This window comes from Mycobacterium sp. (assembly GCF_032159565.1).
GTDB lineage: Bacteria > Actinomycetota > Actinomycetes > Mycobacteriales > Mycobacteriaceae > Mycobacterium.
In genome coordinates, this window is record NZ_JAVHWR010000184.1 from 55,655 (window position 1) to 78,664 (window position 23,010).

Here is a 23,010-nt window from a genome sequence, read left to right on the forward strand (position 1 = left end):
TGACGATGGTCGGATGGCGGACTCGGAACCGGACTTCACCTGGTTGCCGGACCTTGCCCTGCGCCCCCTCGGCGGTGCGGTGATCTGGGCGAACGATGAGATGTTCGCCGAGAAGGAGAACCTGATCAACCAGGGCCCGGCTACGTTTCGGCCTGCGTCGTTCGGCCACAAGGGTCAGATCTACGACGGGTGGGAGACTCGTCGCAGGCGGGCGCCCGGTCACGACGAGGCGATCGTGCGTCTGGGTGTGCCCGGCGTGATCCGCGGCGTCGTCGTCGACACCGCCTTCTTCAAGGGCAACTACCCGCCGGAGGTGTCGGTCGAAGCCATCGAGGTCGACGGCTATCCCCGGCCGCACGAACTGGCCCGCGATACGAAATGGGAAACCATCGTGGGGCGCGCCAAGATGTACGGCGACACCCGCAACCCGTTCGAGGTGTCCTCCGAGAAGCGTTGGACGCACGTGCGTTTGAGTATCTACCCCGACGGCGGCGTGGCGCGGTTTCGGGTGCACGGCGAGGGCCGTCCCGACCACCGGTTCGCCGACGTGCCGGGCCTCGACCTGGCCGCGCTGGAGAACGGCGGCCTCGTGCTGGACTGCTCGAACCGCTTCTACAGCTCCCCGCAGAACCTCATCTTCCCCGGCGTCGCCAATGTCATGGGCGACGGCTGGGAAACGGCTCGCCGGCGCGACGACGGCAACGACTGGGTGCACATCCGGCTGGCCGGTCCTGGCGTGGTGCGGATGGCCGAGATCGATACGTCGTACTTCATCGGTAACAGCCCTGGCGCGGCGCGCTTGTCGGGTCTGCGCCGCGACGGCCATTGGGTCGAACTGCTGCCGCGCACCGGGCTTCTGGCCGACACTCGCCATCGTTTCCCCGTCGAGTCGGATGCGGTGATCTCCGAGGCCCGCCTGGACATCTACCCCGACGGCGGGCTGGCTCGGCTACGGCTGTTCGGTGAGCTGGCGTGAGCTACCCCCGCGACATGGTCGGCTACGGCCGCACCCCGCCGGACGCACGGTGGCCCGACGGCGCCGCGATAGCCGTGCAGTTCGTTCTCAATTACGAAGAGGGCGCCGAGAATACGGTGCTCGACGGCGACCCCGCCTCCGAGGCGTTCCTCTCAGAGATCACCCCCGCAGAGGCTTTCCCCAACAGGCACATGAGCATGGAATCGTTGTACGAATACGGCTCCCGGGCCGGGTTGTGGCGCATCCTCGGGGTTTTCGAACGACGACAGATCCCGCTGACGATCTTCGCGGTGGCACGCGCCATGCAGCGCAACCCAGAGGCCGTCGCGGCCTTCGGTGAACTGGGCCACGAGATCGCCTGCCACGGGCTGCGGTGGAAGTCCTACCAATTGATCGGCCGCGACACCGAACGCATGCACATGGCCGAGGCCGTGCAGATTTTGAAGGACCTCACCGGCGCCGCACCACTGGGTTGGTACACCGGTCGTGACTCCCCGCACACACGCGACTTGGTCGTCGAGCACGGCGGGTTCGTCTACGACTCAGACTCCTACGCCGACGACCTGCCCTACTGGGTCCGGGTGCACGACGGTGCCGATCTGGTGGACCACCTCGTCGTCCCATACACACTCGACACCAATGACATGCGGTTCGCCTCTCCCGCAGGCTTTTCCAACGGTGACGAGTTCTTCGCGCACCTCCGCGACGCATTCGACGTCCTCTATGCCGAGGGGCTCGACGGCAGCCCGAAGATGTTGTCGGTCGGCCTGCACTGCCGGCTCGTGGGCAGGCCTGCCCGCACGAGGGCGCTGGAGCGGTTCCTCGATCACGTGCAGTCCCACGATTCGGTGTGGCTGGCCCGGCGCATCGAGATCGCCGAACACTGGCGCCGTATTCACCCGCCTGCCCAGTAGTCCTTCTTCGGAGGCGAGGCATACTCGCCGCGCTTCGACGTGGCAAGCCCCATTGCGACCAGCGACTGTACGGTCAGCGTCGCAGCGGTCACCCCGTCGACCACCGGCACGCCCAGCTCCGCCGAAATGGGCCCACACATGTCGGCCATACCTGCACAACCCAGCACCAGCACCTCGCTGCCGTCGACTTCCACCGCTTCCCGGCATGCCTCGGTGACGATCTTGCGCGCGTCGGGATTGGTGTCGAGGTCGAGCACCGGGATCTCGCAGGCGTGGACGCCACGGCAGAACCGTTGCATGCCATAGCGTTCGGTGAGTTCCTCGGCGTGCCCGACGGTGCGCGCCAACGTCGTTACCACGCTGAAGCTCCGGCCGAGATGGCTGGCGGTGTGCATGGCGGCCTCGGCAATGCCGATCACCGGTCCCCCCGCCACCTCGCGGGCGGCGTCCAGGCCGGGGTCGCCGAAGCAGGCGATGACGTAGCCGTCGACGTCTTCGTCTTCGCCAAGGCCGATCGCGGCCAGCAGACCCGGCACGCTCATCGCCTCGTCGTAGTGGCTTTCGATGGACGGCGGGCCGCTTTCCGGCGTGATGCCGGTGACCGTGGTGCCGGGTGCGACGACCGCCCGCGCGCAGCGCGTGATCGCTGCGGTCATCGCCTCGGTGGTGTTCGGGTTGATGACCCAGATCTGCGTCACGGAATCGGTGCCACCGCCATCTTGGTGCTGCGGGTGGCGAGCAGGTAGTACAGGCCGAAGCCGATGCCGCAGCCGATGAACCAGCTGTACTGAGCGGCTGTGTGCATGCCGACGACGTAACCGCCCAACAGCACGGGGACGACCGCGGTCACCGCCGCGACGATCGTCGTAATCACCGCCGCCGGGTTATAACCCTTCTTGTACCAGTAGGTTCCGTGCACATCGAGCGTGAACATGTCGTCGATGACCACCTTCTGCTTGTGCACCAGGTAGTAGTGGGCGATGAGCACACCGAACAGCGGGCCGATGAAGGCGCCGAGGGTTTCCAGCGTGTAGTGGATGACCTCGGGGTTGTTGTAGAGATTCCACGGCGTGATCAGCACCGATCCGACGGCGGCGATCATGCCGCCCGCGCGCCAGCTGATCCGCTGCGGGCTGACGTTGGAGAAGTCGAACGCCGGCGAGATGAAGTTGGCGACGATGTTGATGCCGATGGTGGCGATCGTGAACGTCAAGGCACCCAACACGATTGCGAACGTCGAGTCGATGCGGGCCACCGTCTGGACCGGGTCGGTGATGAGCTCACCGAACACGGGCACAGTCAGCGACGCCGTGACGACCACCAGCAGCGAGAACACCAGAAAGTTCACCGGCAGGCCGAGGAAGTTGCCCTTCTTCACCGCTGCGAAGGACTTTCCGTAGCGCGCGAAGTCGCCGAAGTTGAGCATCGGGCCGGAGAAGTAGGACACCACAAGCGCGATGGCGCCGAGCATAACGGGAATGGATTCGAAGCCGGTGTAGGTGACCTCACCGAGGTTGAGATCGATTGCGCCCCAGCCCGCTTTGTAGATCAGATAGCCGCAGAGCAGGAACATCACCACGTACACGGCCGGCCCGCAGAAGTCGATGAACTTGCGGATGGCTTCCATGCCGCGCCAGAACACGCAGGCCTGCAGGATCCACAGCAGGATGAAGCTGCCCCAGCCGAGCAGAGGCAGCCCGAGGAACCCGTACTGCTGCACATCGGAGTAGGGCGCCAGCCCGGGAAACAGCTTGAGCAGCACGATGTCCAGGGCTGCCGAGGCCAGGTAGGTCTGGATGCCGTACCAGGCCACCGCGATCAGGCCGCGGATGATGGCCGGGATGTTGGCGCCGAGCACCCCGAAGACGCTGCGACAGATCACCGGGTACGGCACTCCGGTGGCCTGGCTTGGCTTGGCAACCAGATTGCAGAAGACGTTGACGATGACGATGCCGATCAGCAGGGCGACCAGCACCTGCCAACTCGCCAGCCCGAGCGCGAAGAGGCTGCCCGCCGTCACGTAGCCGCCGACGCTGTGCACATCGGACATCCAGAACGCGAAGATGTTGTAGGACGACCAGGTCTGCTTGCCCAGCGGCGCCAGGTCCTCATTCGTCAGGCGCGGGTCGTAGCCCGCCTTGATGACGCCACCCCCGACGGGGTGACCCGAAGCCTCGATCAGATCGCCTGCGCCGACGACGACGCCCGGCGGAAGATCCTTTGTGGTCTGCGGTGTGTCGATGTCCGTCATGCGCGGACGCTATCGACGGCGTATTTCGCTGCGGTTTCCTCCGAAATTCCCCGCTATTGCGCCGAAGATATATCTCCCGACACCAAAAGCCCGGTGTCGGTGGGCAGCGTCGCGATGACTGCGTTCAGCCGCTGAGCATGGAGGTCGGCCACCGTGAGTAGTCGCTCGACGTCACCCGCGAGAAACGCCTCGAGCATCTGACAGTGATCGGCGTGCAACTCGGCGCGGTCCGCCGGCCGGACATGCACCATCGACTGCACCGGTTCGGTGACGTTCCACGCCGACTCGAGCATGCGCAGAAGGCGGTACATCCGCGAGGGCCGGGTCAGCGCCAGATGGAAGTTCCGGCTCTGCCGGTGGTAGGTCGCCGGATCGTCGTCGCGGATCGCCTGCTGGAGAACGTCGTTGGCCGCGACGACGGCCGCGCGGTCCTCGTCGGTCGCGTTCGCGATCGCAACCGCCAGCGATGCCGCCTCCAATGTCTCACGGACGATGTACATTTCGCGCAGCTCCTGGCTGGTGAGCTGGGCGACGGCATAGCCTGCGTTGCTGCGGTGCGACACCAGCCCCTCACCGATCAACGTCTTGAGTGACTCGCGGACCGGTATCTGGCTGACGCCGAACAAATCTGCGACGTCGGCCAGTGGGATCGGGGTCCCCGGTGGCACCGCCCCGTCGAGAATCACCCGGCGCAGCTCGTCGAGGATGGCCTGTTGCGGCCGGCCGGGCTGATCGACGACGAGCTTGTCCACCAACGCCGAGCGTCGTCGAGACGGCATCCCGACACGGTAAGCAGCGTTTGTTTCGCCAGTGTTGCTACAGCGAGGCGGCGACCGCCCACAGCGATTCGTGATCGGCGTCGTCCGAACGGTCCAGCGGGCTGAGCACGACATCGGTCGCGCCTGCGTCGAGGTAGCTCTTCAGCTTGCGGACAACTGACTCGGCCGGCCCGACGGCCGCGAGTTCGGCGGCGCTCTGCACACCTTCTCGGGCGATGACTCGTTGGTAGGACGGGATGGTCTCGTAGAAGCCCAGCTGGTCGGCCGCGAAGTTTCGCCCGGCGTCGACGTCGTCGGTCACCAGCACCGGAACCGCGGCGATGATGCGCGGACCCGGTCTGCCCGTATCGGCGGCCGCCTTCGTAATCGTCGGTTCGATGAACTCCGATATCGTCCGCGGCCCCGCCAGGTAAGGCAGTGTGCCGTCGGCCAATTCGCCGGTCACGCGCAATGCCTTGGGGCCCATCGCGGCGACGTAGATGGGGATCGGCGTGCCACCGGGAACCGCGACAGGCCACGCGGGGTTCGCCGTGTACTCGTCGCCGTGGAAGTCGACAGCCCCCTCGTCGAACACCGACCGCAACACGGTCAGGTGCTCACGAAGGCGCGCAATGGTGTTGGGCCACACGGTGCCGAACGCCTGGCGTTCCGGCTCGTGGGCACCCAGCCCGAGGCCGAGACTGAAATTGCCGTGAGAGGCGGCCTGCGCCGTCTGCGCCAGTGACGCCACGAGAAGCGGATGCCGTGGGTTGATCGGCACCACGAAGGTCCCGACGCCAAGGCCGGGCACCGCCGCCCCCACGAGCCCGGCGAGCGCCAGGGCGTCGTGGTCGAAGCGCTGAGCCAGCCAAACCTGTCGGACACCGATCTCGTGGGCGCGCCGAGCCTGGTCGACGAAATCATCGACCACATTCGACTGGTTCGAGCGTTCGACGAGCACTATTCCGATCGGCATACTTCGAGCAACCGGCCCGTGCACGCGACAATTCCCTAGGTCGATCCGCTCGCCATGACCCGCTCGCGCAGGGATTCCGTCGCCACGTCGAGCACCATCTTCTTGGCGCGCTTCACCAGGAAGGCGGGAACGGGTGCGGCCAGTTCGAGGATGATGTCGAAGCGCACCCGGGTCCTGTCCTCGCCTTCGGGCGTCAGGTTGTACTCACCGTGCAGTCCCCGCTGCGCGGAGGTCTCCGAGGAGTCCCACACCATCCATCGCTCGCCCCAGTGGTATTCGAGGATCTCCTTGTCGGTGATCCCCATGATCTTCAGCGTGGCCTTGACGTGATGCGGCCTGCCGTCCGGGTGGCGGTCGAGCACTTCGGCCGTCTTGTGCAGCGCCGACCACGACGGCACGGAGTCGATGTCGGCGAGCACATCGAGGATCACCTCGGGTGGGACATCGAAAACGACCTCCCGCGACGCTCGAACGGCCATGTCGGCAAATGTAATCCTCGAGCGGCGCGGGCGGCGGCCAACGAGGGTGCTACCAACCGATTTCATCGAGCGCGGTGGTGCCCTTCGGCGGGGTGCCGACAGGCCCGGACGGCGTGCGGGAGAACCGGGGCGCAGGCGCCGCCTGTTCGACGCCGCCGTTCTCCATCACCGTGGAACGGGCTCTGAGGTGCTCGTTTTGCGCGGCTTCGGTCCACGTCAGCACCGGCGTCACGCAGGCGTCGGTGCCGGCGAAGACGTCGGTCCACTCGTCGCGGGTCCTGCTCGCGAACCGCTCTGTGAAGATCTTGTGCATCTGCGGATAGGCGCCGATTTCGAACTGGCTTGGCACCCCATCGGGCGTCAATCCGAGCCCGGTCAGCAATTGCGCGAAGAACTGCGGCTCGATCGCGCCGACGGCCATGTACCTGCCGTCGGACGTCTCGTATGTCCGGTAGAACGGTGCACCGCCGTCGAGCAGGAACGACTCACGCTCATCGCGCAGAGAGCCCGTCGCCTTCATCGTCCACATCATCTGCGACAGGATGCTCACACCGTCGACCATGGCGGCGTCGACCACCTGGCCCTCGCCGGACCGCTCCCGTTCGTAGAGCGCGGCGACGATGCCGACGAGCGCGAACATGGAGCCACCGCCGAAGTCGGCGACCAGGTTCAGCGGGGCGACCGGCGGCCGGTCCCGATAGCCGATCGCGGACAGTGCGCCGGTCTGCGACAGGTAGTTGATGTCATGGCCCGCGGTCATCGCCAGCGGGCCCTGCTGACCCCAGCCGGTGATGCGCGCGAAGATCAGCCGCGGATTGACCGCGGCGCAGTCCTCGGGCCCGATGCCGAGCCGCTCGCAGGTGCCCGGCCGGAAGCAGTCGAGCAACACATCGGCCTTGGCCGCCAGCTCCAGCAACACCTGCGGCTGCTTCTTCACGTCGAGGTCGACGATGCGCTTGCCGCGGTGCAGCAGGTCGACATCCTCGGCGGGCATCGTCAGTCCGCCGGGCCGACGCACGCGGACCACGTCGGCGCCCAGGTCGGCAAGCATCATCGCCGCATGCGGCCCGGGTCCGATGCCGCCGAGCTCGATCACTCTCACCCCCGCCAGGGGACCCTTGTTGGCCACGGTCGCAGACTAGCGGGGTGGCAGAAAAGGAAAGCACCTTCACCGTGTTCGTGGCCTTCGCCGTCAACCTGGCCGTAGCGATCGCCAAGACGTTCGCGGCGGCGGTGTCGGGGTCCGCGTCCATGACGGCCGAGGCGGCGCACTCGTGGGCCGACACCGGCAATCAAGGCTTTTTGATCATCGCGAACCGTCGTAGCAGCCGACCGCCCGACGCCGACCGGCCGCTCGGGTACGGGCGGGAGGCCTACGTCTGGTCGCTGTTGGCGGCGGTCGGCTTGTTCGTCGTCGGCGGTTCGTTGTCGGTCTGGCGCGGCGTCACCGAGCTGCTCCACGGCGAGGCGACCGCGGAGAACTACCTCGTCGCCTACGTCGTCCTGGGCGTGGCGTTTGTTCTCGAGTCATCGTCTCTGTTCCAGGCCTTCCGCCAATTGCGCGGCGAGGCAGCGAGTCTGGACAGAGATCTCCTCGCCCACGTGTTGGACACCTCCGACCCGACGACTCGAGCGGTGTTCGCCGAGGACACCGCGGCCCTGATCGGTATCGTGGTGGCCCTGCTCGGCATCGGGTTGCACCAGATCACCGGCCAGGCGGCGTGGGACGCGATCGGATCCATCGTGGTCGGCGTCTTGCTGGGAGTCGTCGCCGTGGTGCTCATCGACCGCAACCGCCGGTTTTTGGTCGGCGAACCGGCCAGCCCACAATTGCGCGAGGCCGCAGTGGCCCGCATAGAACAGCTGCCCGAGGTGGCGTCGGTGCGCTTCATCCGGCTGGTGTTCGTCGGACCCAAGCAACTGTTCCTCGTCGCCAGCGTGGATCTGGTGGGCGACGCGGTCGAGACGCAAATAGCGAAAACGTTGCGGCAATTGGAGAATCAGCTGCAGGACGACCCGTACATCGTCGACGCCGTTTTGACGATCGCCGAGCCCGACGAGCTGGACCGGCAGCTGTAGCGGTTCCCATTTCGACATGGCCTGACGCCTATGTCAATTGCGGCGTCTTTTGCAGGTGAAGGCCCTACGGTGGTCGAATGGCGGCGGTCGTGGCGTGCGGGTCGTGCGGCACTCCCCTGCGGGAGAACGCCAAATTCTGCGACGAGTGCAGTGCCCCGACAGCCGTTTCGGCAGAGACGGCGAAGTACAAGCAGGTGACGGTGCTGTTTGCCGACGTCGTGCGCTCGATGGACATCGCGGCCGCGGTGGATCTCGAGAGGTTGCGGGAGATCATGACCGAGTTGCTCAATCGGTCGGCGGCGGTGGTCAAGCGATACGGCGGAACCGTGGAGTACAACGGCGACGGGGTGATGGCGCTGTTCGGTGCTCCAATAGCGTTGGAGGATCACGCCTTTCGAGGATGTCTTGCCGCGCTCGCCATTCAGGAGGAAGCGAGCCGGCTGGCGGCCGAAGTGCGGCGCCACGATGGCCTGGGCCTTGCGCTGCGAGTGGGCCTGAATTCGGGTCGGGTGATCGCCGGCGAGATCGGTACGGGTTCGCTCGGGTACGCCGCGATCGGTGAGACGGTCGGGTTCGCGCAGAGAATGGAAGGGGCAGCGCCCCCGGGTGTCGTGATGGTGTCGGAGTCGACGGCCCGACTTGTCGAGCACACCGTCATGCTGGCCGAGCCGGAATGGGTGCGCGTCAAGGGGTTCGACGCACCGGTGTGCGCGCGCCGGCTTGTTGCTACCCGCCCGAGGGATGGCCTGGTCAGACGGGCCGAAGTGGGCATGGTCGGCCGACGCTGGGAGATGGCGGCGCTCGAAGCGATTGTCGACCGTGCGATCGGTGGCCGCGGCGGGGTCGTAAACGTAGGCGGACCGCCGGGCATCGGTAAGAGCCGGGTGGCCCGCGAGGCTGCCGCACTTGCGGCGGGCCGCGGCGTCGAGGTGTTCTGGACCTTCTGCGAGTCGCACGCACGCGACGTCCCGTTCCATGCCGTGACGCGGCTGTTGCGAGCGGGCAGCCGAGTCGCCGACCTCGACGGCGAAGCGGCCCGCGCACAATTGCGCGCCAGTGCGCCGAGCGATGCCGACCCCCAGGATCTGCTGCTGCTCGATGATCTGCTCGGTATCGCCGACGGCGATGTTCCGCTGCCCCCGATCGAGCCGGATGCCCGGCGGCGGCGGCTGACCGCACTCATCAATGCGACGTCACTTGCCCGGACGGAACCGGCGCTGTTCATCATCGAGGATGCGCACTGGGTCGACGCGGTCAGCGAGTCGATGCTCGCCGACTTCCTCACCGTTATTCCGCGCACGACGTCGATGGTGTTGATCACCGCCCGCCCCGAATATGAGGGAACGCTGACGCGGGTCCGCGGCGCTCAGACGATAGCGCTTGCAGCACTTGCCGATTCGGATATCTCCACATTGCTGGGTGAGCTGTTGGGTTCGGATCCCTCGGTCGGCGAGCTTGCGGCGATCATCGCCGACCGGGCCGCAGGCAACCCGTTCTTCGCCGAGGAGATGGTGCGCGAGTTGGTGCAGCGTGGCGTGCTGGCCGGCGAGCCGGGTGGCTACCTCTGCCACGTCGATGTGGCAGAGGTGAGCGTGCCCGCAACGGTGCAGGCGGCCATCGAGGCGCGCATCGACCGGCTGACCACTTCGGCCAGGCGGACGTTGGACGCGGCTTCGGTGATTGGAGCGCGCTTCGGGGCGAACCTGCTGGCTGCGCTGGTAATCGATCCGACGTTCGACGAACTGCTCAACGCGGAGCTGATCGATCAGGTGCGATTCACGCAACCCGCCGAGTACGCGTTTCGCCATCCGCTGATCCGCACGGCGGCCTACGAGTCGCAGCTCAAATCGGACCGCGCCACATGGCACCGGCGCGTGGCCGCCGCGATCCAAGAGCATGACCCCGGCTCTGCCGACGAGAAGGCGGCGCTCATCGCCGAACATCTCGAGTCGGCGGGCGAGATGCACGCTGCATACGGCTGGCAGATGCGTGCCGCGACGTGGGCGACGAATCGCGACATCTCTGCGGCGCGACCGAGCTGGGAACGTGCCGGAAGAATCGCCGACTCACTGCCCGCCGATGCCCCCGACCTGGTGGCGATGCGGATCGCCCCGCTCACCATGTTGTGCGCGACCGCCTGGCGAGTCCACGTCAGCGTGACCGATGGCCGCTTCGAGGAATTGCGGACGTTGTGCACCGCCGCCGGGGACAAAGCGTCACTCGCGATCGGCATGGCCGGGCTGGTGATCGACCACGCCTACCACGACCGCATCCACGAGGGGTCTGCGCTGGCGTCCGAACACATGGCCCTCACCGAGTCGATCGGCGATCCGGACCTGATGGTGGGACTGTGCGTGCCGGTGATGTACGCCAAGCTCGAAAGCGCCGAGTATTCAGACCTGCTGCGGTGGTCGCAAAGGGTCATCGACCTGGCCGACGGTGACCCTTCGAAGGGCGACTTCATCTTCGGGTCGCCGTTGGCGTACGCCCTTACGTCGCGCGCCATCGCTCGTTACTGCCTCGGTCGTCCCGGATGGCGAGAAGATCTGCGCCACGGCCTCGCCATGGGCCGCAGTGTCGATCCGTTGTCCTACGCCGCGGCCGTCAGCCTCAGCTACTTCGCCGGAATACCGCATGGCGTGCTGAGGCCGCAGGACTCCGTGGTCCGCGAGATCAACGGTGCACTGCAGATCGCGCAACGATCCGGCGACGACCTCGCGGTGGCGAACGTTCAGATGGCGCTGGGCATGGCGCTGGCGCACCGCGACACAGCCGCCGAGCGTGACCGTGGACGGAATCTGCTGGCGGAGGTCGGCGACGTATTCGTGAGCCGGGGGCACAACCTCGCTGAGTTGCCGATCGTCGAGGTCTACCTGGCGCGTGAAAGGGCTCGTCGTGGCGAACGCGATGAAGCCATACCGGTCATGCGCGCCGCCGTCGACCACCAGTTCCGTGAGGGACGGCTGCTGTTATGGGGCGTTGCCGTGACGAGTGTGCTGGTGGAGACGCTGCTCGAGTGCGCAACCGGCGGTGACGTAGCCGAGGCGCAAGCCGCGGTCGAACGGTTGGCGGCGGCGCAAGCCGCCGACGGTTCGGCGCTGCGAGACATCTGGTTGTTGCGGCTGCGTGCGCTGCTGGCACGGACCCGCGGCGACGATGCCGCCGACCGGGATCTGCTCGGTTGCTATCGCGCGATGGCGGAATCGTTCGGCTTCGAAGGCCACATCGACTGGGCCGAGGCGATGATGTGACGGCCGGTGTCGCCTGTGTGTCATGCGGCAATGGGCTGCGGGAAACCGCCAAGTTCTGCGATGAGTGCGGGGCGCCGAATGCCGGTTCGGTCGATACCGCGGAGTACAAACAGGTGACGGTGCTGTTCGCCGATGTGGTGCGCTCGATGCATATAGCGGCCGCCTTGGATGCCGAGCGGTTCCGCGAGATCATGACCGAAATCATCGAGCGGGCGGCGGCGGTGGTGCATCGCTACGGCGGGACGGTGGAGCACACCGGTGACGGGGTGATGGCCCTCTTCGGCGCCCCACTTGCAATGGAGGACCATGCTTTTCGCGCCTGCCTTGCGGCGCTGGCAATCCAGGACGAGGCCGGCCGGTTCGCACCCGAGGTGGCGCGCCGCGACGGCGTGGCTCTGCAGTTGCGGGTGGGCCTGAATTCGGGTCGGGTCATCGCCGGTGACATGGGTTCAGGTTCATTGGGTTACGCGGCGACCGGCGAGGCGGTCGGTTACGCCCGGCGGATGGAATCGGCGGCGCCCCCCGGCGAGGTCCTGCTGTCAGAGTCGACCGCTCGACTTGTCGAGCACGCCGCTACGCTCGCCGAATCAGAATGGGTGCGCATCAAGGGGACCGACGAACCGGCGCAAGCACGCCGGTTATTGGCGATCGGCCAACGGCGTGACGGGGTCGGCCGCGCCGAGGCGAGACTGATCGGTCGGGGCTGGGAAATGGCGGCACTCGATGCGATCGTGGAACGCGCGATCAATGCCCGCGGTGGTGTCGTGAATGTGGTCGGACCGGCGGGCATCGGCAAGAGCCGTTCGGCGCGCGAGACCGCGGCGCTGGCGGGTAGCCGTGGGGTCGAGGTGAATTGGGCCTTTTGCGAGTCGCACGCCAGCGACATTCCCTTCCAAACGGTGGCGCGGCTGCTCCGGGAGAGCACGGGCGTGACCGCCCTCGATGCGAAGGCCGCGCGGGCTCAGCTGCGAGCGATGCTTCCTGGCACCGACCCTGAGGATCTACTGCTTTTCGATGATCTGTTGGGTGTCGCCGACGGAGATGTGCCGCTGCCGCCGATCGACCCGGATGCGCGGCGGCGCCGGTTGACCGCCCTGATCAACACTGCGACGCTGGCTCGCACCGAACCGGCGCTGTTCATCATCGAGGACGCGCATTGGATCGATGCGGTCAGCGAGTCGATGTTGGCCGACTTCCTCGCCATCATCCCGCGCACACCGATCATGGTGCTGATCACGTCTCGCCCCGAATACGATGGAGCGCTGTCACGAGTAGCCGGCGCTCAGACGATAGCGCTTGCCCCACTCGGTGATTCGGATACCAGAGTCCTGCTCGCCGAGCTGCTGGGATCGGATCCCTCGCTCAACGAGTTGACGGCGATCATCGCAGACCGGGCGGCGGGAAGCCCGTTTTTCGCCGAGGAAATGGTCCGCGAGTTCGTCCAGAGCGGGGTGCTGGCAGGCGAATATGGCGACTACTTCTGTCGCACGGATGTCGCCGAGGTGAGCGTTCCGGCCACGGTTCAGGCAGCCATCGAGGCACGCATCGACCGGCTGACCGCTCCTGCCAAGCGGACGTTGAACGCGGCGTCGGTGGTTGGAGCCCACTTCGGGGCGGACCTCCTTGCGGCACTGGGGCTCGATCCGGTGTTCGACGAGCTGCTCGGCGTCGAACTGATCGACCAGGTGCGGTTCACTCCAAGCCCCATGTATGCCTTCCACCACCCGTTGATCCGCACGGTGGCCTACGAATCACAGCTGACATCCGATCGCGCCGAGTGGCACCGGCGCCTCGCCGCCGCGATCGAAGAATCTGAGCCGGGGTCGGTTGAGGACAACGCGGCGCGCATTGCCGAACATCTGCAGGCCGCAGGAGAACTGCACGCCGCCCACGGCTGGCACATGCGCGCTGCCGCATGGTCTGCTGATCGCGACAGCATCGCTGCCAGAGTCAGTTGGGAGCAGGCACGTCGAATCGCCGACGCCTTGCCTTCCGACGATCCCGGCCGACTGTCGATGCGCATCGCGGCCACGACCATGCTGTGCGTCACCGACTGGCAATCCCGAGCCGACAAGACAAGCCGCAGTCGCTTCGCGGAGCTGCGCGAAATGTGCGACGCGGCAGGGGACAACGTGTCGCTGGCCATTGGCATGACGGGCGCGGCGGTCGAGCTGCTCTACTCCGGGCGTTCGCAGGGTGCGGGGCTGGTATCTGAACAGATGGCGCTGCTTGAGAAGATCGGCGATCCCACCCTGACCGTCGGGTTGGCGCCCCCGGCGTTCGCCAGCTGGTTCAGCGCAGGCGAATTCGGCGAGCTGATGCGATGGACGCAAAACGTGATCGACCTCGCCGACGGTGATCCGGGCAAGGGCGCCGGCTTCGGCATCGGATCTCCCTTGGCGGGCGCGCTGGCGTGGCGCGGTGTGGCTCAGTGGTGGCTGGGCCGCGGCGAATGGCGCCAGGACCTCGACGACGCTCTCACGCTGGCCCGAAACAGCAATCCGGCGACTCTCACAGTGGTCGTCGCCTGGACCTATGGCCTGGGAATACAGTACGGGGTTCTGCGGGCCGATGAATCCGCGCTGCGCGCGAGCGAGCAGGGGGTGTCGACAGCGGCAGGGTGCAGCAACGATCTCGTGCTGACCTTGGCCAAGTATGCGCTGGGCGTTGCGCTACTGCATCAAGTCGCCGCAGCCGACCGCCACCGTGGGTGGGAATTGATGCAGGAAGCTCTCCGTGCGTGTCTGCGTGAGCGCGTTCTCTTCCTGGTCCCGGTCACCGAGCTGTGGATCGCCAGGGAGAGGGCCGCGCGCGGTGATCTCGACGCCGCCATACCGATAATCCGCAAGGCCGTCGAAGAAATGGACCAGGCAGGCGGGCTCGGCTATGGCCTGTGGGGCACTCGTGTTCACGTGGAGACGCTGTTGGAACGGGGCACCGACGGCGATCTGACGGAAGCCCAACAGGCAATCGACCGGCTGGCGAGCCTGTCGGATGACGGTTCGGCGATGCGTGAGATCACGCTGCTGCGGCTGCGCGCGCTGATGGCTCGGGCCCGCGGCGACGACGTTACTTACCGGGACTTGGTGAGTCGGTACCGCGCGATGGCGGAGTCGCTTGGCTTCGAAGGCCACATCGACTGGGCCGAGGCGATGGCGGCGGAGACCTGAGCGGCCCCCTGGCCGCCGCATCGAAGAACAGCCCGGGACCCCCCGGCCCGGGCTGTTCCGACTGGGCGTGCGCACGGCGCTACGCCCGCTCCCCCGTCTGTTTCGTTGTCGTCGTTCCTGCCGCCGCTCCTCGACACGTCCTGGCCCATCCATGGTCAGCCTCATGCCGGGTGGCGAGTGCAGTAGTGCACCACTGCTTTTAGCGGGTTCCGTTCAGGTGTCGCCGCCCAGAGGCACTGCAGCTGTGACCACTGGCTGGTGTGCGCCGTACTCGTCCACAGATTCCCGAATGCCTGAAGTCAGCACCGGGAGCGGACTGGCCTCGAGGAAGGTGCGATAACCGTGCTCATACGACCAACGGATGGCCTGTTCGAAGAGCACGGGTTGGCGCAGATTGGCGAACCAGTAGTCGCCGTCCAGGATCGACGTGTCCAGCCCGGCGCCGGTGACCCCGGAGATGAAAGCGATGGCGCCAGTTCGCGGTTGCAGATCCGAAAGAGTGTCACGCAGTGTCTCCCGCATCGATTCGACCTGAGTCGAATGCGCGGCGTACTCGACCGGAATCCGCACGACAGGCACGCGATCCCGCTCGCACGCGGCCACAAAGTCACCCAACGCTGCTGCATAACCGGTGACCACGGTGGAGGCCGGACCGTTCTGCGCGGCAACGCAGAGAGATTCACCCCACGGTTCGATCAGCGCGCATACACGGTGGATCGGCAACGGGATCGAGACCATACCGCCGGCGCCGGAAATCGTGCTGATCGCCTTACTGAGCGACGTGACAACCTTCGCTCCGTCCCGCAATGAGAGGGCACCGGCGACGTAGGCCGCCGCGATCTCTCCGTGCGAATGGCCGAGAACGGCGTCGGGAACGATTCCCAGCGACCGTGCGTGTGCGGCCACCGACACCATCACCGCGAATAGCAAGGGTTGCATGACGTCGACCCGGTCTGTACTGAGAGAGCCGATATCTCCCCGCAGAAAATCGAGCAGCGACCAGTCGACGAACTCGGTGAAAGCATCCTCGCAGCGACGCATCTCGTCGGCGAATATCGATGCGTCGTGCAATAATTCGACTGCCATTCGCGTCCAGTGCCACCCCGGCCCTGGAAAGACGAAGACGGTCTTGCCTGAGCCGTCGGCCAAGCCCCAGACCGATTTCGGCGCGAGCGTGCAAGAGGAAATGGTCGCAATGGTGACCGGCTCCGTGCTGCGCTCATGCCTGTCGGCACGGCTGTGATCGGCCATGCGTGCTCCGTTCGGCTAGGGCCGCTCGCAAAAATCAGATCGTCACTCGCCGTCGCCGGCATGAGCGCAGTAAAGCACCACTGCAATCGTCAATGTGCCGCCTCTGACTACTTCGCCACCTTGCGGCGCGGCAACAGGGCGGCGAGTTCGTCGCGGCTGGTCGTCTCCGTTTTCACCATGGACCGGTAGACGTAGCTCTCGACCGTGCGCACGGACAGGGTCAGCCGCTCGGCGATGGCCCGGTTGGACAGCCCCTCACCGATCAGCATCACAATCTCGGTTTCGCGGTCGGTCAGCGGAAGGTCTTCGGTGGCCTGACGAAGCGCGGGCGTGATCGCTCCGCATTGCGCCGCCAGTGCATCCGCACGCGTCGAGCACCCCAAAGCCGATCCCCGCTTGCCCTGGTGGCGATAGTGGCGTGCGGCGTGCGCTGCCGAATCGATGGCGGCGACCAGATCACCCATACACTCGAAATCCTCGGACACCGCCGACAATTCAACGGCGTCGCCGTCCCGCAGGGCGCACGCGAATCGTGCCGCCAGTCCTGCGCGAGGTCCCTCGACGATCGATTCGAGCGCGTGCAACCTCGAAGCGGCTGTGCGATCACCGAACTGAGCCGCGGTCTGCAGGCACATCACTTCTTCCGCGAATCGCCCTGTGGTCCGGGCTTTCTCGGCCACCGACAGCACGATTGCGGTCGCTTCGCTGACCGCACCCTGACTTGCGGCAACCCAGGCCCTGGCGAGGCCCCTTTCGAAATCGAGCAGCCGGAATTCGCGCCGGACTTCATCGAGCGCGCTGAGCGCGGCCGCGGCCTGGTCGGTTGAACCACGTATGGCGAGCGCAGTCGCTTGCGCAACGCGGTACCGGTATCCCCACCCGAGTGGATACGACGCCGACAGTCCATCGGCTGCCTCGTTGAGCAGATGGCACGCATTCTGCACGTCTCCCGCACCGAGTGCGGCGCGACCTGCCACGGCGGCGCCGAGCAGTTCGGCCGCTCCCGGAAGATCCGCCGCCTGCCGACAGATGCGCTCGGCCACCTCGACCGCATCACCGATCCGGCCGGCCAGCAGGAGGGCGCTGACGTGTGCATCGCCTATGTTGAACCTCATCTGCGGAGCGTCGAGAGCGCGTGTCGCGACGTCGTATCCCGCCTGCGCGACCTCAATGGCTTCGGTGACACGTCCGGACTCCGCGGAGATTTGCGTGATCGCCCAGGCTATCTCGGCGCCGACGACCGGAATGTCTTTCAAAGCAAGGTTATTCGAAACCTGCACTGCATCTTTCGGGTGGTCCATCGCGAACCAGTAGACGGTGAGAAAGGCGTCGATATAAGTGCGTGCGTGAGTGGGCGTGATACGGGACGCCTCGTCGATGAGCTCTTTGGCTCGACCGGAATCACCGAGCGCCCACAGCATGTTGCTCGACCGCAGGAACGCGAACCTGGCAGCGTCCTGGTCGGTCAACTCGGTGGTGTCGATACCGGCGAGCACCGCCTCGGCGTCCTCGCCGCGCCCGAGCCAGGACAGTGCGTGCGCTCGAACGAAGCTGGGCTCGGGCCCCGCACCGGCGCGAACCGCCGCGTCCGCGAGACGATCCGCGAGGGCCAGGTCGGCCAGCCAGACGGCGCCGTGCGCGGCCTTGACCAGCAGATCGACATCCGGCTCGAGGTCGGAATCAAGGGTCAACGCCGCTCGCCGCACGATCGCTCTCACGTCATCGCGGTCATCCGACGTCGCAAGTTCCGTGGCGACCAGTCCGCGCAGCCGTCGTAGCCGGGTCACCGCCGCGCGCCTGCGGCGCACCTCGCCGTACAGCGGATGCGCCACCCGCACCTCGACACCGTGGCCGGCGGGCTCCAGCGTGATGAGATCCCGGGTATCCGCCTCTTCGATAGCGGCCGGGTCGGTCAGCCGCGACAGCAGTGCGAGCTCGAGCGGCTCCCCGACCGCGACCACATCGATCACGTCACTCACCGGCGCGGGCAGGTCACCGATGCGGGATTCGATCAGCTCGGCCAGCCCGGGCGGCATGACGGGATCGCCGGTCCAGCGCCAGCACCCGCGATCCTCCACTAGTCGGCCGTCGGCAACTTCCTGCTCGACGATGTTTCGCAGATACAGGACATTGCCGTGCGTCAGCTTCCATAGCCGCTCAGCGGCGTCGGGCGCCACCGACCCGCCAAGGGTCGCCGACAGCAGCTTCGTGGTTTCGCCAGGAGATAGCGGCTTGAGGTCAAGACGGTCGAAGGGTGCGACCTTCCAGATCTCCTGTACCGCAGACGGAATCGGCACGTCGTCCCGAGCCGTGAGTATCACCTTGGCAGCGCCGCGAGCCACGATCTGGTGGACAACGAACGTCGACAGCTCATCGAGCAGATGCGCGTCGTCGACACCGACAACCACCTTGGCGCTCGAGGTCTCGGCGGTCAGAGCTTCGATGACCCCGCGCAGTAATTGAACGGTGTCGGTGACACCCGACGGCGCCCACGCGGTGAAAGCGCCCAGTGGAATCGCCCGCGCCGACGAGGTCCCTACCGTCCATCGGGTTTCACGGCCTTGCGAGGCGGCAGCCGAAAGCGCCTCCCGGGCGATCCGACTCTTTCCCACGCCTGCCGGGCCGCAGATGAGAATGCCACCGACACCAGGGGACGACATGGCGACGCCGACCGCGCCCATCTCCTCGGAGCGGCCAATTAACGGCCACGGCAAATGCACACGATGAGCCTAGAAGCCGCCGCGCGGTAATACCGCCACTTCGCCTACCCGCCCTTTTTGACCTTCAGCACCCGCTTGCGCAGGCCATCGGTTGCCGTCTCCATCAGACCCTTCGCGCCTCGCTTGAGCAGGAAGCCGGGCAACGGCACGAGCGAATCCACCGTCAGCTCGAAGTGCACGTCGGTCGAGTCGCCCTGGGGGGTCAACGTGTAGCGGCCCTGTTGTGCACGTTGCTGTTTCGAGCTGACCAGAGTCCAGCTCACGCCGTCGTCGTGAACGGTGTAGTCCAGCACCTGTTCGTCGCTCACGCCGACGATCTTGACCACCTGACGAGACTTGACGGGGCGCCCCTGGTCGTCTCGCTCGAGTACTTCCACCTTCTGATGGGTCGAGGACCACTCGGTCAGCGATTCCAGGTCGACGAGCACGTCCATGATCTCATCGGGAGTCGCCTCGATCGTCACGTCGCGAGCTTCGGTGATGGCCATGGAGGCACGATGCCCATCACGGCGTGACCCGAAACCTCCGCTACGACCCCTTCTTCACCTTGAGCACCTGCTTACGGAGGCCCTCGGTGGCCGATTCGAGGCCGCCCTTCATCGCTCGTTTCAGCACGAAGCCGGGAATCGGAACCGCCGGGTCCACGGTGATGTCGAACTTGACCCGTGTCTTGTCGCCGTCGGGGGTCAGCGTGTACTTCGCGTCCTGGGTCTTGAGCTGACTGGAACTGATCAACGTCCAGCCGGCACTGCTGTCGGTCCATTCGTACTGCACGACTTGTTCGTCGGCGATGCCCATTGTCTTCAGCTTGAGCCTCACCCGGCCCGGTCTGCCGCCCTCCACCGTGTCCAGGATCTCGGCGCCCTGATGCTGCGAGGACCAGTCCGGTGCCGATGCGACGTCGGCGATGACGTCGAGTATCTCCTCGGGCGTTGCTTCGATGACCACTTCACGCGAATCGCTGACTGCCATGGCGCGACCCTAATCGCCCCTGACCCGCCGCCGCGGGCCTATGGTCCCAATCGAGACATCACTGGGGCCACTTGTTGTCGAGGATGATCTCGACGAAATCGTCGCGGACGAAAGTCGGGTCGTAGTGAGCAAGGACGTCGGCGTTGACATTGCCGAACGTGCTGCGCGGGCGATGAACATTGCCGTCGGTGAATGCCTGCAGGATTCGGCGTTTGAAGTCGGGCCTGGGATGAGCGGCCGTCACCGCTGCAAGCGCGTCGGAGGACAGCTCGTCGCGCCCGATACCGAGCACATCGGTCTCGACGCCCGCGGTGACCAGAGCAATCTCGGGGTCGAGGAATTCGGGGATGCCAGGGGTTGTGTGCAGCGCAATGCTCAGCCACACCTTGCGGACGGTGTGTTCGTCGGCGCCGCGTGCCAGCAGGAAGTCGCGCGCAGCGTTGGCGCCGTCGACCTCGAAGCGTGCCGGCGACTTTCGGTAGCCCTTCGTCAGGCCGACGTCATGGAACATGGCCCCGACATAGAGCAGTTCCAGATCGGGGTCGAGCCCGCGGCGCCGACCCTGCAGCGCGCCGAAGATGAAGACGCGACGGGAGTGGTCGAACAGCAGGTCGTCCTCCACATCACGGACGTAGGAGGTCACATCCCGCACCAGCGGGCTGTCGGGGATCCTGACCCCGGCGATGGTGTGTGCAGTCATAAGAACAGTGTCAGCTCGCCGACACCGCCTGACCCATGTCCGATCTGTCATCGTTCCCACAGAAAGCGACATACAGTGGGGTGATGCCCACCGAGCATGCCGTTGTCGTCGTCGTCTTCGACGGCATGAAGTTGCTCGACGCCGCCGGACCCGCCGAGGTTTTCGCGGAGGCGAACCGCTTCGGCGCGTCATACCGGTTGGTGGTGGCGTCCGTCGACGGCGCCGAGGTGACGACCTCGATCGGAACGCGCTTCGCGGCGACGACGCGCATCGATGCCGTCGAGTTCGCCGACACCGCAATAGTGTCCGGCGGCGACGAGTTGGTCGGCAAGCCCATCGACCCGGACCTGGTCGCCGCCGTGCAGAGGCTCCGATCACGCAGCCGCCGGATGGCGTCGATCTGTACGGGGTCGTTCATTCTCGCGCGTGCGGGTCTGCTGGCCGGCCGCCGGGCGACCACGCACTGGCGTCACAGCCGACTCCTGGCGCGGGCATACCCAGACGTGACGGTCGAAGCCGACGCCATCTTCGTCCGAGACGGCGACCTGTACACCTCGGCGGGAGTCTCAGCCGGTATCGATCTCGCCCTGAACCTCGTCGAAGACGACTACGGTGCGGATCTGGTTCGTGAGGTGGCACGGTCGCTGGTGGTGTTCCTCAAGCGTTCGGGCGGCCAGTCGCAGTTCTCCGCAGCGGTGGAGGCGGAGCCACCCAAGCGATCGGTCCTTCGAGGGGTGACCGATGCCATCGCAGCCGACCCGGCCGCAAATCACAACGTCAAAGCCCTTGCCTTACAAGCTTCTTTGAGCACACGACAACTGACTCGGCTGTTTTCCTCCGAGCTCGGCACTACGCCGGCACGTTACGTCGAAGCCATCCGGATCGACGCAGCACGCGCGGCTCTCGATGCAGGCAGCTCCGTCGGCGATGCCGCCCGCACCGCGGGCTTCGGCAGCCCAGAGACGTTGCGCAGGGTGTTCGTCAGCGAGTTCGGCATCTCACCGAGGGCTTACCGTGACCGGTTCCGGTCAACGGTTGGCGGCTAGGACGCCGGCGGGATCAGCATCGACTGCCAGGTCTTGTTCTGCGGGTGAGCGAGGTCGGCCTGCGTGTAGCGGTTGCCGTCGGGTCCGACGTAGTCACCGGTTGCCGGATCGTAGGGCGCGAACGCGACCGGCGGTGGCGGCGCAGCCCCGGTGCCCGATGGGGGCGGCAGCCGCGGATCCGAACCCGGGGCGTATTGCGGCACACCCTGACCGGACAGCGTCGCGTTCGGGTCGCCCTTCCAGTTGAAGCCGTCGTTCAACGGCACGTACTCCTCATTGCTCTCGCACATCTCCGCCGTCGGCGCCCGTTTGGCTGGGTTGCCCTCACACGGAATGTTGCGCACGCCACGAACGTTCAGCGATGACTCCTGCGGCACCCGGCAGTACAGTTCGCCCGCGGGCCGCTCAGGGTAGTCGACGTCGGAAGGCGAACGTTGTTGTCGCACCGGCAGGAATCCGGTGTTGCAGGGTGGCGGCAGGTTGAGGTTAAGGTTGAAGTCGAGGTAGACGCCCTTGTAGTCCTGTTTCGTGTTCGCGTTCGCGGCAACGATCGCCGACATGACGGCCGTCCCCTGTGGGAACAGAACCAGCAGTTGTTCGATGTCGGAGCGGTAGGTCACCGCTATCTCGCCCAGGCTCACCAGGTTGGCCAGCAGCACGGGAAGGGCCGGGGCCACGCGGTCGAACAACGCTCTGCCTTCCTCGAGCGCAGGCCCGCCGATGTTGAGCAGGTCGGCGAACGCCGCGTCCTGCGCCTTCAGCTGTCCGGTGATCGACGCCATCCGGTCGGCCCAGGTCGCAATCGAATCTGCCGTCTGCACTTGAGAATTCAGCACCGGCGGGGACTGGTCGATCAACGCGGTGATCGAGTCCTGGTTCTTGGCCGCCTCCCGCGCCAGCGATGTCGATCCGTCGACGATGCGGGACAGTTCCGGACCCAGGCCGGCGACGGCCTTGTCCGCTTCGTCGACGACGGTGCGGAGATTGTCCTGCGGAATCGCCTGCAGCGCCCGATTGGTGGCGTCCAGCAGGCCACCGATGTCGGGCGGAACCTGGGTCCTGCCGACGGGGATGACGTCGCCGTCGGCCAGCGTCCGCGACGTGTCGCCCTGTCCCCCTTGCGGAGTCAGTTCCACGAACTGCTCTCCCACAGCCGACCGGCTGTGCACCGCGGCCGATACATCGGAGGGCACCTTCGTCGACGACTGCAACTTAAGGACCGCACGGACGCCGTCGCGGGTGACGTCGATGGAGGAGACCCTGCCGATCTCCGAGCCGCGATAGGTGACCACGGACGTCGGATAGAGACCTCCGGACGACGGAAGCTCGAGCATGACGTGGTAGCGCCCGAAACCAAGCAGCGCCGGCACGTTGACGAACCCGAAAGCCATGACACTGCAGGCGATCACCGTGACCACTGCAAGGATCGCCAGTTGGATCCACACCGAACGGGGCAGCCGCAACATC

At 66.3% G+C, this 23,010-nt stretch carries 18 protein-coding genes; 6 read left to right on the forward strand and 12 right to left on the reverse strand.

Translation table 11 applies throughout. From position 1 onward, the window contains the following. Positions 1-13: 13 nt before the first annotated feature. Positions 14-976 carry an allantoicase gene (alc, locus tag QOC76_RS24765; RefSeq protein ID WP_526361395.1) on the forward strand — a complete coding sequence of 321 codons (963 nt, stop codon included), beginning with the start codon at positions 14-16 and terminating at the stop codon, positions 974-976. Then, complete coding sequence (gene puuE / locus QOC76_RS24770) at positions 973-1,890, forward strand: allantoinase PuuE (protein WP_526361397.1); 918 nt, start codon at positions 973-975, stop codon at positions 1,888-1,890. The genes alc and puuE overlap by 4 nt, the downstream gene beginning before the upstream one ends. Here the strand turns inward: puuE and QOC76_RS24775 are convergent. The 6 genes from QOC76_RS24775 to QOC76_RS24800 are packed head-to-tail and all read right to left on the reverse strand — an operon-like array spanning position 1,872 to position 7,483. Next, a complete protein-coding gene (locus tag QOC76_RS24775; RefSeq protein ID WP_526361399.1) occupies positions 1,872-2,588 on the reverse strand; it encodes an aspartate/glutamate racemase family protein in 717 nt (238 codons plus the stop codon). The two genes, puuE and QOC76_RS24775, sit on opposite strands and share 19 nt — an antisense overlap. Beyond that, entirely contained in the window at positions 2,585-4,141 is a 1,557-nt protein-coding gene (locus tag QOC76_RS24780; protein WP_526361401.1) for an NCS1 family nucleobase:cation symporter-1, read from the reverse strand. Before QOC76_RS24780 ends, QOC76_RS24775 begins: the two co-directional genes overlap by 4 nt. A 53-nt stretch (positions 4,142-4,194) precedes the next feature. Beyond that, positions 4,195-4,920, reverse strand: a complete 726-nt coding sequence (locus tag QOC76_RS24785; protein WP_526361403.1) for a GntR family transcriptional regulator — start codon at positions 4,918-4,920, stop codon at positions 4,195-4,197. A gap of 37 nt (positions 4,921-4,957) precedes the next feature. Further along, positions 4,958-5,875 (reverse strand): LLM class F420-dependent oxidoreductase, encoded by a 918-nt coding sequence (locus QOC76_RS24790; protein WP_526361405.1) that lies wholly within the window; start codon positions 5,873-5,875, stop codon positions 4,958-4,960. 35 nt (positions 5,876-5,910) lie between these two features. After that, complete coding sequence (locus tag QOC76_RS24795) at positions 5,911-6,354, reverse strand: SRPBCC family protein (protein ID WP_526361407.1); 444 nt, start codon at positions 6,352-6,354, stop codon at positions 5,911-5,913. A 49-nt stretch (positions 6,355-6,403) separates the two neighbouring features. Next, a complete protein-coding gene (locus QOC76_RS24800) occupies positions 6,404-7,483 on the reverse strand; it encodes a CaiB/BaiF CoA transferase family protein (protein ID WP_526361409.1) in 1,080 nt (359 codons plus the stop codon). Positions 7,484-7,500: 17 nt separating this feature from the next. Between QOC76_RS24800 and QOC76_RS24805 the strand changes: the two genes are divergently transcribed. From QOC76_RS24805 to QOC76_RS24815, 3 genes are all read left to right on the forward strand, one after another. After that, positions 7,501-8,433: a cation diffusion facilitator family transporter gene (locus QOC76_RS24805; RefSeq protein WP_526361411.1), complete on the forward strand. Its 933-nt coding sequence runs from the start codon at positions 7,501-7,503 to the stop codon at positions 8,431-8,433. A gap of 77 nt (positions 8,434-8,510) precedes the next feature. After that, on the forward strand, positions 8,511-11,684 hold the full coding sequence (locus QOC76_RS24810; protein ID WP_526361413.1) for an ATP-binding protein: 3,174 nt from the start codon (positions 8,511-8,513) through the stop codon (positions 11,682-11,684). Next, a complete protein-coding gene (locus tag QOC76_RS24815) occupies positions 11,681-14,854 on the forward strand; it encodes an ATP-binding protein (protein WP_526361415.1) in 3,174 nt (1,057 codons plus the stop codon). The genes QOC76_RS24810 and QOC76_RS24815 overlap by 4 nt, the downstream gene beginning before the upstream one ends. 213 nt (positions 14,855-15,067) lie before the next feature. On the opposite strand, the gene QOC76_RS24820 is transcribed toward QOC76_RS24815, so the two are convergent. The 5 genes from QOC76_RS24820 to QOC76_RS24840 form a co-directional block, all read right to left on the reverse strand. Next, complete coding sequence (locus QOC76_RS24820) at positions 15,068-16,105, reverse strand: acyltransferase domain-containing protein (protein WP_526361417.1); 1,038 nt, start codon at positions 16,103-16,105, stop codon at positions 15,068-15,070. A gap of 107 nt (positions 16,106-16,212) precedes the next feature. Continuing rightward, positions 16,213-18,786, reverse strand: coding sequence for a LuxR C-terminal-related transcriptional regulator (locus tag QOC76_RS24825; RefSeq protein ID WP_526361489.1), 2,574 nt, complete (start codon positions 18,784-18,786; stop codon positions 16,213-16,215). A gap of 83 nt (positions 18,787-18,869) precedes the next feature. Beyond that, the gene (locus QOC76_RS24830) at positions 18,870-19,313 is read right to left on the reverse strand and encodes an SRPBCC family protein (RefSeq protein WP_526361419.1); all 444 of its coding nucleotides are present in this window, start codon (positions 19,311-19,313) and stop codon (positions 18,870-18,872) included. A gap of 40 nt (positions 19,314-19,353) precedes the next feature. Continuing rightward, complete coding sequence (locus QOC76_RS24835; RefSeq protein WP_526361421.1) at positions 19,354-19,797, reverse strand: SRPBCC family protein; 444 nt, start codon at positions 19,795-19,797, stop codon at positions 19,354-19,356. Positions 19,798-19,855: 58 nt separating this feature from the next. Continuing rightward, the gene (locus QOC76_RS24840; protein ID WP_526361423.1) at positions 19,856-20,497 is read right to left on the reverse strand and encodes an HD domain-containing protein; all 642 of its coding nucleotides are present in this window, start codon (positions 20,495-20,497) and stop codon (positions 19,856-19,858) included. A gap of 83 nt (positions 20,498-20,580) precedes the next feature. On the opposite strand from QOC76_RS24840, the gene QOC76_RS24845 reads away from it, so the two are divergent. Next, the gene (locus tag QOC76_RS24845) at positions 20,581-21,543 is read left to right on the forward strand and encodes a GlxA family transcriptional regulator (protein ID WP_526361425.1); all 963 of its coding nucleotides are present in this window, start codon (positions 20,581-20,583) and stop codon (positions 21,541-21,543) included. On the opposite strand, the gene QOC76_RS24850 is transcribed toward QOC76_RS24845, so the two are convergent. After that, positions 21,540-23,009 (reverse strand): MCE family protein, encoded by a 1,470-nt coding sequence (locus QOC76_RS24850; RefSeq protein WP_526261896.1) that lies wholly within the window; start codon positions 23,007-23,009, stop codon positions 21,540-21,542. The two genes, QOC76_RS24845 and QOC76_RS24850, sit on opposite strands and share 4 nt — an antisense overlap. Position 23,010: the final 1 nt, after the last annotated feature.

Bases quoted from the DNA above. Each gene is read 5' to 3' on its own strand.
- QOC76_RS24810 (WP_526361413.1), top strand. From the start codon at position 8,511: ATGGCGGCGGTCGTGGCGTGCGGGTCGTGCGGCACTCCCCTGCGGGAG.
- QOC76_RS24780 (WP_526361401.1), bottom strand. From the start codon at position 4,141: ATGACGGACATCGACACACCGCAGACCACAAAGGATCTTCCGCCGGGC.
- QOC76_RS24850 (WP_526261896.1), bottom strand. From the start codon at position 23,009: ATGTTGCGGCTGCCCCGTTCGGTGTGGATCCAACTGGCGATCCTTGCA.
- QOC76_RS24820 (WP_526361417.1), bottom strand. From the start codon at position 16,105: ATGGCCGATCACAGCCGTGCCGACAGGCATGAGCGCAGCACGGAGCCG.
- QOC76_RS24830 (WP_526361419.1), bottom strand. From the start codon at position 19,313: ATGGCCATCACCGAAGCTCGCGACGTGACGATCGAGGCGACTCCCGAT.
- QOC76_RS24845 (WP_526361425.1), top strand. From the start codon at position 20,581: ATGCCCACCGAGCATGCCGTTGTCGTCGTCGTCTTCGACGGCATGAAG.
- QOC76_RS24840 (WP_526361423.1), bottom strand. From the start codon at position 20,497: ATGACTGCACACACCATCGCCGGGGTCAGGATCCCCGACAGCCCGCTG.
- alc (WP_526361395.1), top strand. From the start codon at position 14: ATGGCGGACTCGGAACCGGACTTCACCTGGTTGCCGGACCTTGCCCTG.
- QOC76_RS24825 (WP_526361489.1), bottom strand. From the start codon at position 18,786: ATGGGCGCGGTCGGCGTCGCCATGTCGTCCCCTGGTGTCGGTGGCATT.
- QOC76_RS24790 (WP_526361405.1), bottom strand. From the start codon at position 5,875: ATGCCGATCGGAATAGTGCTCGTCGAACGCTCGAACCAGTCGAATGTG.
- QOC76_RS24795 (WP_526361407.1), bottom strand. From the start codon at position 6,354: ATGGCCGTTCGAGCGTCGCGGGAGGTCGTTTTCGATGTCCCACCCGAG.
- QOC76_RS24835 (WP_526361421.1), bottom strand. From the start codon at position 19,797: ATGGCAGTCAGCGATTCGCGTGAAGTGGTCATCGAAGCAACGCCCGAG.
- QOC76_RS24785 (WP_526361403.1), bottom strand. From the start codon at position 4,920: ATGCCGTCTCGACGACGCTCGGCGTTGGTGGACAAGCTCGTCGTCGAT.